This window comes from Bradyrhizobium sp. BRP56 (genome assembly GCF_020194035.1).
GTDB classification, from domain to species: Bacteria; Pseudomonadota; Alphaproteobacteria; order Rhizobiales; family Xanthobacteraceae; genus Bradyrhizobium; species Bradyrhizobium australafricanum.
This window is the reverse complement of sequence record NZ_JADYVV010000055.1, coordinates 54169-62006: the sequence shown is the minus strand read 5'-3', so window position 1 is coordinate 62006 and position 7838 is coordinate 54169. Positions and strand designations below refer to the sequence as shown.

At 63.7% G+C, this 7838-nt stretch carries 8 protein-coding genes; 3 read left to right on the top strand and 5 right to left on the bottom strand.

Features of this window, described 5'->3' with window-relative positions; genetic code table 11:
• Positions 1 to 449: 449 nt before the first annotated feature.
• The 4 genes from I6F38_RS31255 to I6F38_RS31240 form a co-directional block, all read right to left on the bottom strand.
• A complete protein-coding gene (locus tag I6F38_RS31255) occupies positions 450 to 1220 on the bottom strand; it encodes a glucose 1-dehydrogenase (RefSeq protein ID WP_076832663.1) in 771 nt (256 codons plus the stop codon).
• Between the two features lie 106 nt (positions 1221 to 1326).
• Positions 1327 to 2997, bottom strand: coding sequence for a thiamine pyrophosphate-binding protein (locus I6F38_RS31250; RefSeq protein ID WP_249794364.1), 1671 nt, complete (start codon positions 2995 to 2997; stop codon positions 1327 to 1329).
• 213 nt (positions 2998 to 3210) lie between these two features.
• Positions 3211 to 4014, bottom strand: coding sequence for a dienelactone hydrolase family protein (locus I6F38_RS31245; protein ID WP_225163114.1), 804 nt, complete (start codon positions 4012 to 4014; stop codon positions 3211 to 3213).
• Positions 4015 to 4202: 188 nt separating this feature from the next.
• Positions 4203 to 5222 (bottom strand): L,D-transpeptidase family protein, encoded by a 1020-nt coding sequence (locus I6F38_RS31240; protein ID WP_168858218.1) that lies wholly within the window; start codon positions 5220 to 5222, stop codon positions 4203 to 4205.
• A 187-nt stretch (positions 5223 to 5409) separates the two neighbouring features.
• On the opposite strand from I6F38_RS31240, the gene I6F38_RS31235 reads away from it, so the two are divergent.
• Entirely contained in the window at positions 5410 to 6384 is a 975-nt protein-coding gene (locus tag I6F38_RS31235; protein WP_225163113.1) for a transglycosylase SLT domain-containing protein, read from the top strand.
• Here I6F38_RS31235 and I6F38_RS31230 read toward each other — a convergent pair.
• Entirely contained in the window at positions 6351 to 6683 is a 333-nt protein-coding gene (locus I6F38_RS31230) for a hypothetical protein (RefSeq protein ID WP_225163112.1), read from the bottom strand. The genes I6F38_RS31235 and I6F38_RS31230 overlap by 34 nt on opposite strands.
• Between I6F38_RS31230 and I6F38_RS31225 the strand changes: the two genes are divergently transcribed.
• Together I6F38_RS31225 and I6F38_RS31220 are read left to right on the top strand one after the other, a co-directional pair.
• Complete coding sequence (locus I6F38_RS31225) at positions 6648 to 7148, top strand: cyclic nucleotide-binding domain-containing protein (protein ID WP_225163111.1); 501 nt, start codon at positions 6648 to 6650, stop codon at positions 7146 to 7148. The genes I6F38_RS31230 and I6F38_RS31225 overlap by 36 nt on opposite strands.
• A 358-nt stretch (positions 7149 to 7506) precedes the next feature.
• On the top strand, positions 7507 to 7779 hold the full coding sequence (locus I6F38_RS31220) for a hypothetical protein (RefSeq protein WP_225163110.1): 273 nt from the start codon (positions 7507 to 7509) through the stop codon (positions 7777 to 7779).
• Positions 7780 to 7838 lie beyond the last annotated feature (59 nt).

The window sequence follows — 7838 nt, the reverse complement described above, 5'->3', positions numbered from 1 at the left end:
TCATAGAACAAAGCGGCCTGTTCGACTTGCCGATGTCCCATCATGATCTTCAGTCCTGCCAATTAAACAGACTGAATCACTGGTACCTCTGAGTCGCAACCGCGGCCTTTTTCAACAAAATCGGCCAGCAGCGGACGTTCGGATGTGGAGCATTTAAGCCGCAGGCGAGCCGCTGCGTTGAGGAAACAGCGCAGGTGCGCCCTCAGGAAGCAACCCGCAAGCCTGGAGCATGCCGTAGACGAGCGCTGCTAGAATGATGAAACCGACAATGCGATTGAGTTTGAACACCAAATCTCGAAGCTCTTCGTTGCTAAGCGCCATATTGCCTGAGATGCATCACTCGCAGCAAGAGCGCTGAGGCCACGAAGATCAATGCGGGCCAATATGCCGCGATGATCGAATGTTTGTGCAACTGGGCCACTAACGTAAACTAAAGGCCCTTCGGAAGATCAGGCGGCGCTATAGCCGCCGTCGACCACGTGCGATGCGCCTGTCATGAACGACGCCTTGTCCGAGCACATCCAGACCACGGCTTCGGCGATTTCCTCGGGCACGCCCAGGCGACGGACCGGCACCTTGGCGATGATCTCGTCATAGCGTTCGTCCATCGTCTCCTTGGTCATCGGCGTCTTGATGTATCCGGGATTGACGCAATTCACGCGGATGCCGTCCTGGGCATATTCGATCGCGGCAGACTTGGTCAGCCCGACGACACCGTGCTTGGTCGCGACATAGTGGCCGGACGTGGCGAGGCCGACCAGGCCTGCGATCGAGGCCGTATTGACGATGGCGCCGCCACCGCCCTGTTTGAGCATTTGCGCGACCTCGTATTTCAGGCACAGGAACACGCCCATCAGATTCACCGAGAACATCTTGGCCACCGAGGCTTGCGTGAGTTCATGAATGCGCTGGCCGGGCGGCCCGACGGAGCGCCCGGCAACGCCGGCATTGTTGAACGCACAATCGATGCGCCCGAACGCCGAAACCGTGCGGGCCACCATGTTCGCGACGTCGGCCTCGTCGGTGACGTCGCCCTGGATCGCGATCGACTGGCCGCCGGCGGCATTGATCAGCGCGACGGTCTCCTCGATGCCGTCCTTCGAGAGGTCGGACACCGCCACGCGCGCGCCTTCACGTGCCATGGCAATTGCCGTCGCCCGGCCGATGCCGGAGCCGCCGCCCGTCACCAATGCAGCCTTGCCGTCCAGAATGCCTGCCATGAGAAACTCCTCTAAAGCGCGACGCGATCGAATCGAATCGTCATCGCGCTCTTTGCTCCCTGTTTGAGCATGATCTTGCCGGAAAACCGCTTCGCACTTTTCCGGATTATGCTCTAGCGCTTGCCTTCGATTGCGATCTCGACGAGGTACGGCCGCTGCGCCGCGACAGCCTTTGCGACTGCACCGGCAATGTCGTCGGCCTTCTCGACCCTGACCGCCTCGACGCCCATGCCGGCCGCGAGATGCACGAAGTCGAGCGCGGGGCCGGTGATATCCATGTTCTGATAGGGATGCTGGGTGCCGGCTTCGAAGTTCTGCCGCCAGACGTCCACATTGTGCTTGAGGATGCGGTACTCGCGGTTGGCCAGCACCCGAACACGATCGCAAGCTTGTGGTGCGCGGCGGTCCACAGCGCCTGGATCGCATACATCGCCGACCCGTCGCCGGAGATCGCGACCACCGGACGATCCGGCATCGCGACCTTGACGCCGATCGCCCCGGCGAGGCCCTGGCCGATGCCGCCGCCGCGGCCGCCGAAATAATCGCCGAAGCCGCGATAGTCGAAGGCGCGCGCGAGATCGAGGCTCGCCGTGATGCTTTCATCCACGATGACGACATCATCGGGCAGGCCGCGACGCAATTCCGCGGTGAGGCGCGGCATCGCGGTCGGCTGGCGGTCCCAGCTTTTCTCGACGCGCGCGCGATAAGCCTCCTTCTCCTTCGCCTGCAATTCGGCGAGCGCGGCATTGCGGCCTTGCGCGGCCTGCCTGAAGTCCGCGGCCGCCTTTGCACGCACCGCATCCGACAATGCATTGATGCTGACGGCGATGTCGCCGACGATGCCGGCATCGAGCCGGTTGTTGAGCGCGAGGCGCTCGGCCGAGGCTTCGATCTGCAGCACGGACGCGCCGTCAGGGATGTGGCCACCTGGCGCAAACCAGATGTCCTCAAAGAACGGACCGCCGATCAGCAGCACGAGATCGGCATCACCGAGCGCCTTGCGCACCTGCCTTGCGTCGCCCGGAAGCGACTGACGATAGCTCGGATGGCTGGTCGGGAACGGCGCGTGATGCCGCAGCCCCTCGAACCAGACGGTGGCGCCGATTGCTTCCGTAAGCGCCATCAGCGCCTGCTCGCCGCCCGAACGCGCCACGTCGTCGCCGGCGATGATGGCCGGCTTCTTCGACTTCAGAAGCAGCGCGACAAGCGCTTCGATGCCGGCCGGATCGGGGCGCGTCGAGCGCCACAAATTCTCCGGCGCCAGAGCATCGACCGCGGTCTCCTGTTCCATGACGTCGATCGGCAGCGACACGAACACCGGCCCCTGCGGCGCATCGGTCGCCACCTTGAACGCGCGGCGCATGATCGGCGCGATCTCGTCGGCGCGCTCGATCTGCACGCTCCACTTGGTCACCGGCGCCGCCATCGCGACGAGGTCATGGCCGAGCAGCGGATTCTTCAGCCGCATTCGGGTATCCTGCTGGCCGGCCGTCACGACCACGGGCGAACCTGCTTTCAGCGCGCCGTACAGCGAGCCGATGCCGTTGCCGAGGCCGGGAGCGACGTGCAGGTTGGCGACGGTGACACGCCCCGACGCCTGTGCGTAGAAGCTGGCGGCGCTGACCGCGACACCTTCATGCAGCGCCATGATGTATTCGAGTTGGGGAAAGGCCGGCAGGCTATCGAGCAGCGGCGTTTCGGTCGTGCCGGGATTGCCGAAGATATGACGCACGCCGTGCGACACGAACGATTCCATCAGCACACGACGCCCGCGCATTCGCTCCCTCTCGATTGTTCTGATCCGTTTTGCGCATCATCGGCCGGGGAGCGCCCCGTGGCAACCGTGCGAGACGGCCAGCATCCGCGCGGCCGGCTGCGTCATCCGCATGGCTTCAAGGCGCGGCCGCACCAGCGAGGCCGCGGCCCTGCCACTTCCGCGACCAAGGCAGCCACGAATGAAAAGGGCCACCGTTTTGGGTGGCCCTTTTGCTTATTTCTTGAGGTTGGCGGCAAACAGCTTGGCGGCTTCGGCCTTGGATTCCTGATCGGCCTTGGCGTCGTATCTGAGCGGCAGGTTGAACTTCTTGCCGAGCTCGGTGGCTTCGGGGTTGGTGAACGCGTGCACCGCGCCGGGATACTCGACGATCCGGTAATCGGCCTTCGCGGCGTCGAAATCCTTCTTCAGCGCATCATACTGCTCGCGCTTCACGAACGGGTCGTCCGCGCCGTTCAGGATCAGGATTTTCGCCTTGACGGTGCCCGGCGCCGGTGCGGGGGTATTGAGACCGAGCGAGGCGTGGAAGCCCGCGACGGCGGCAAGATCGGCGCCAGTGCGCGCCATGTTCAGCACCACCGCGCCGCCGAAGCAGTAACCGACGGCGCCGATCCGCTGCGGATTGACCGAGGCCTGCTTGGCGAGTTGCTCGCGCGCGGCATTGAAGCGCTGCTCCATCACCTTCGGGTTCTTCATCACCGAGCCCGAGAGCGCGCCGGCATCCTTCGGGTTGTCGGCAGTCTTGGCGTCGCCGTACATATCCGCGATGAAGGCCACGTAGCCCTGCTCCGCGAACTTCCGCGCCTCGTTATGGATATGCGGGGTGATGCCCCACCATTCGTGCACCATGACGATGCCGGGCCGCTTGGCCTGGGTCGCGTCGTCATAGACGACGAAGCCCTTCATCGTGGTCTCGCCGTCGGTATAGGTGACCGGCTCTTCCTTGACCGCTGCGTGTGCGCTCGCGACCATCGCGATGGCGCAGAGTGCTCCCACTATGTTCGTTATGATCGTTCGCATGCTGACCTCCTGCGGGTTTGGCACGACGCGACATTGGCATACCAGCGAATCCTGCGCTAGGCTTGGAAAGCGGAGCCGCTTCGCTCGCCGGCTGCGCATCATCTCCCGAGCGCGCGGGCGTCCGGCCCGCGGCCGAGCGCGCCAACATTTCTGTCGGTTGCTGATCTGTGAACGATGTTGCGTCAAAGTCAGCGCGTCGCCGTTGCTGAGCTTGTCGCGCTATCGATGAACGCAACCGGCGTGCCCTTCGCGACACCGGCCGCGACGCGCTGCGCGTCCCAGTTGGTGAGCCGGACGCAGCCATGGGACTCCGCCTTGGAGACCTTGCCGGGATCGGGCGTGCCGTGAATGCCATAGCCTTCGCCCGAGAGGTTGATCCAGACCACACCGACCGGGTTGTTCGGACCGGGCCTGATCGTGAACGGCGTCTTCGATCTGACGCCCTTGAACGCGTATTTCGGATTGTAGCGATAGGTCGGGTTCTTGTTGATCGCCGTCACCTTGAGCGTTCCGCTCGGCGTCGGCTTCTCCGCGCTGCCGACGGTCGCAGGATAGAAGCCGAGCAGCTTACCTGCTGCATCGAACGTGCTGAGCGCCTGCCGCGTCTTGTCGACCTCGACGCGCGCGACCTGCGGCGGTTTTCCGGCGTCGACGACGTTGGCAACCGCAATGGTCTCGCCGGCCTTGTCGAACTTCTGTCCCGGATTGAGCGCCTGAAGCAGCGCCTCGCTCATGTGGAATTTTTCGGCGAGCGCTTCGCGCGGACTGGTATAGCCCAGCGCCGGCAGGCTCTTCATGCTCTCCATCCTCGCGGGGATCCTCTTCGCGAACGGCCCCTTTACGTCGGCGTCGACGATCGTGTAGCTGACGATCGCAGGCCCCTCGCTGGCGGTTGTGAGCCCGCTCCAGAGCTCCGGCGTCACCGCCTTGTCGAAGGACAATCCATTCGCGTCGGCAAACGCCCGGAGCGCCTTCTGCGCGTTGTCGCCCAGCTTGCCGTCGATCTCGCCGGGAGAAAAATGCGCGCGGTCGAGCAGGATCTCGAGCCTGGCAACGAAGGCGTTGAGCTGACGACGGTCCGGCAATTTTGCCGGCGGCGCCGCCACGTCGTTGATCGCGGCCGCATCAAGACCCGCGGCCACCGCCGGCGCGGCCGACACAAGCAAAAGTGCAATCGCAAAACGTGCAACGGAAAACGGTCGGAACATCGTACATCCCAACGTGATCATCTTCCGTAAAGCTACGGAAAGCGTCGAAGTTCCAATGCGAACAGCGGCGAAGTTCCGCGGCGGAACAGCTGATTTCGCGGCTTCGCCGCAATCGACCCGCTAAAAAGTCGTGATCCGAAGTGCATTTGCGCGCAACTCACATCACAATTCAGGTCTCTGGAAGCAAATGCGATTTGTCATCGCGGCGCTTGCCGCGTTTCTTGTCTTGATGCTCGACTTCGATCGTTCGCCCGGCTCGATCAACGCCTCAACCCAAGCCCCGACATTCTCGCGCGACGCGACATCCGACGCCGTTCCGTTTGCCGCGCGCTTTATCGAAAGCGCTGATGCCAGCGAGGCGCCCGCTGCGACGGACGCGGACAAGACGCCCGCGCCTGCGGCGCAGCCGAGCGATGCCGCGGCCGAGCCGCAGATGTCCGCGATCGACAAATTCTGCCACAGCCTGAAGGACGCGGCGCAGGCGAGCGAAATCCCCGTTGCGTTCTTTGCGCGGCTGATCTGGCAGGAGAGCCGCTTTCGGTCGAACGAGATCAGCCATGCCGGTGCGCAGGGCGTTGCGCAGTTCATGCCGGAGACGGCGGCCGAAGTCGGGCTCGACGATCCCTTCGATCCGCTGCAGGCGTTGCCGGCATCCGCAAGACTGCTGCGCAAGCTGCGCGACGATTTCGGCAATCTCGGCCTGGCGGCGGCCGCCTACAATGCCGGCAGCGGCCGCATCCAGAAATGGCTCGCCCGGCAGAGCGAGCTGCCGCGCGAGACTCGCGACTATGTCCGGATCATCACCGGCACCAAGGCGGAGGACTGGGTCGAGCATGCCGAGACGCTCGCGATCCGCATCGACTTGCCGGGCGAAGCGCCGTGCGAAGGCATAGGCGGCCTCTCGAAGGCGAAGGATGTCGCCTTCGTCGCGGCGTCGCCGGCGTCCGCGGTGACGACGATCATCCGCAAGGCCGAGGCCGCGCGAGAGGCGGCAAGGTCGGTCGCCGGCCGCGTGCGCAAGCGGCTCGCGCTCGTGCTCAGAAAGAGCTCGCCGGGCGCGGCCCGGCTCGGCAAGGCGCGCCCGACCATCGTCGCCGCCAGGGCAAAGCCGGCGAAGGGCCGGGCCGTTCACGTCGCCTCGCGCGCGCGTTCGTCGAGCTGAGGCCGCGTCACGACGCGTGCACCGCCGCAAGCTGGGCCGGCGATATTTCCGCTCAGGAAACTGAGCGCACTGGTGTATGTTGCCGGTCGTTTTGAGATCGGTTTGCTTGCAATTTTCATTTCCCAGTGGGCGTTGTCATGACGTTGATCGATGGTTTGGGTTATCTGGCGTCGGCGCTTGTGTTGCTGACGTTCTGCATGAGTACGATGTTGAGCCTGCGCGCTGTCGCGATATTCAGCAATTTGGCATTCATCAGCTATGGATTGGGCGACCGGATCTACCCGGTGCTCATCCTGCATATCATTCTGCTGCCGCTGAACGTGGTGTTGCTGTTCCAGATGGTTCGGCTGCTTCGGAAAGCGAAGCGTGCTGCAGCGACGGACCTTTCTCCGAACTGGCTGCAGCCGTTCATGCAGCCGAAGCATCTCAAGGCGGGAGAAACGATCTTCAGGAAGGGCGACGACGCCGACCTGCTGTACATGGTCGTGTCCGGCGAGGTCAGGTTTCCCGAGATCGATCGCGGGGTCTCGGCGGGCGAACTGTTCGGCGAGATCGGGCTGTTTTCGCTCGAGCGCCGCCGCACGCAAACGGCTCAAGCCGCGACCGATGTGGAGCTGCTCTGGATCAGCGACGGCGCGCTGAGGAAGCTGTGCGAGCGCAACCCGGGACTGTCGCTGTATTTCCTGCGTTTGACGGCAACGAGGATGACGGAAAACGCGGCCCGCGCGATCGGGGTCGGCGCGGCGGCGCCCAATCCGGCGTAGTGCGCGCCGTCTCGCTTGCCGGCGCTACGGCGCGGACGACGCCGCAAGGCTCGGCAGCGGTGCAAACTGCATCTCTGCAACGGCCGAGCCGGCGTATGCACTGGCGATCAGAATCATGACTCGAATGGCGACGAACATGGTGCCTCCTCAGTCTTGTTGTTGGTCTTTCAATGCCAGAGACTCCTTTCCCGCCGGTGAGGAAAGCTGGTTGCCGCAACCTTGAAGGCATTGGTAAGCGAGCCGTTTACGCAAGCCCATTCATGAGTTGGGAACCGTATCGGTCGATCGGCCGCAGCGCTAAACGCGCGGTTCACCGTCGCCGGGCATTGTTCGCCTCAATCAAGAAGGCGCAAGCACAATGCCGATTTTCAGGACGATCCTTGTTGTCGTATCGATTTTTCTTGCCGGTCTGTACGTCTACGACAGCTGCCGCAGTGATGGGCTCTCGATGCCGGTTTCGGTAAACGAAATCCTTGCACGGCGCTGGCCGGAACCTGACGCATTTCATCCGACGGCGGCCCCAGTGTCCGCGGCTGCCGGCACCGTGACGCCGGCCGCGCGCGTTAGGGAAACGTTTGCGATGTTCATTCCCAAGGATGCGCGACGCCATCCGATGCAGCGCAGCCTTTAGAGCATGATCCGGAAAAGTGGAAACCGGTTTTCCGAAAAGATCATGCTCAAACAAGGAGA

Bases quoted from the DNA above. Each gene is read 5' to 3' on its own strand.
- I6F38_RS31250 (WP_249794364.1), bottom strand. From the start codon at position 2,997: ATGCGCGGGCGTCGTGTGCTGATGGAATCGTTCGTGTCGCACGGCGTG.
- I6F38_RS31255 (WP_076832663.1), bottom strand. From the start codon at position 1,220: ATGGCAGGCATTCTGGACGGCAAGGCTGCATTGGTGACGGGCGGCGGC.
- I6F38_RS31235 (WP_225163113.1), top strand. From the start codon at position 5,410: ATGCGATTTGTCATCGCGGCGCTTGCCGCGTTTCTTGTCTTGATGCTC.
- I6F38_RS31240 (WP_168858218.1), bottom strand. From the start codon at position 5,222: ATGTTCCGACCGTTTTCCGTTGCACGTTTTGCGATTGCACTTTTGCTT.
- I6F38_RS31230 (WP_225163112.1), bottom strand. From the start codon at position 6,683: ATGCAGGATGAGCACCGGGTAGATCCGGTCGCCCAATCCATAGCTGAT.
- I6F38_RS31245 (WP_225163114.1), bottom strand. From the start codon at position 4,014: ATGCGAACGATCATAACGAACATAGTGGGAGCACTCTGCGCCATCGCG.
- I6F38_RS31220 (WP_225163110.1), top strand. From the start codon at position 7,507: ATGCCGATTTTCAGGACGATCCTTGTTGTCGTATCGATTTTTCTTGCC.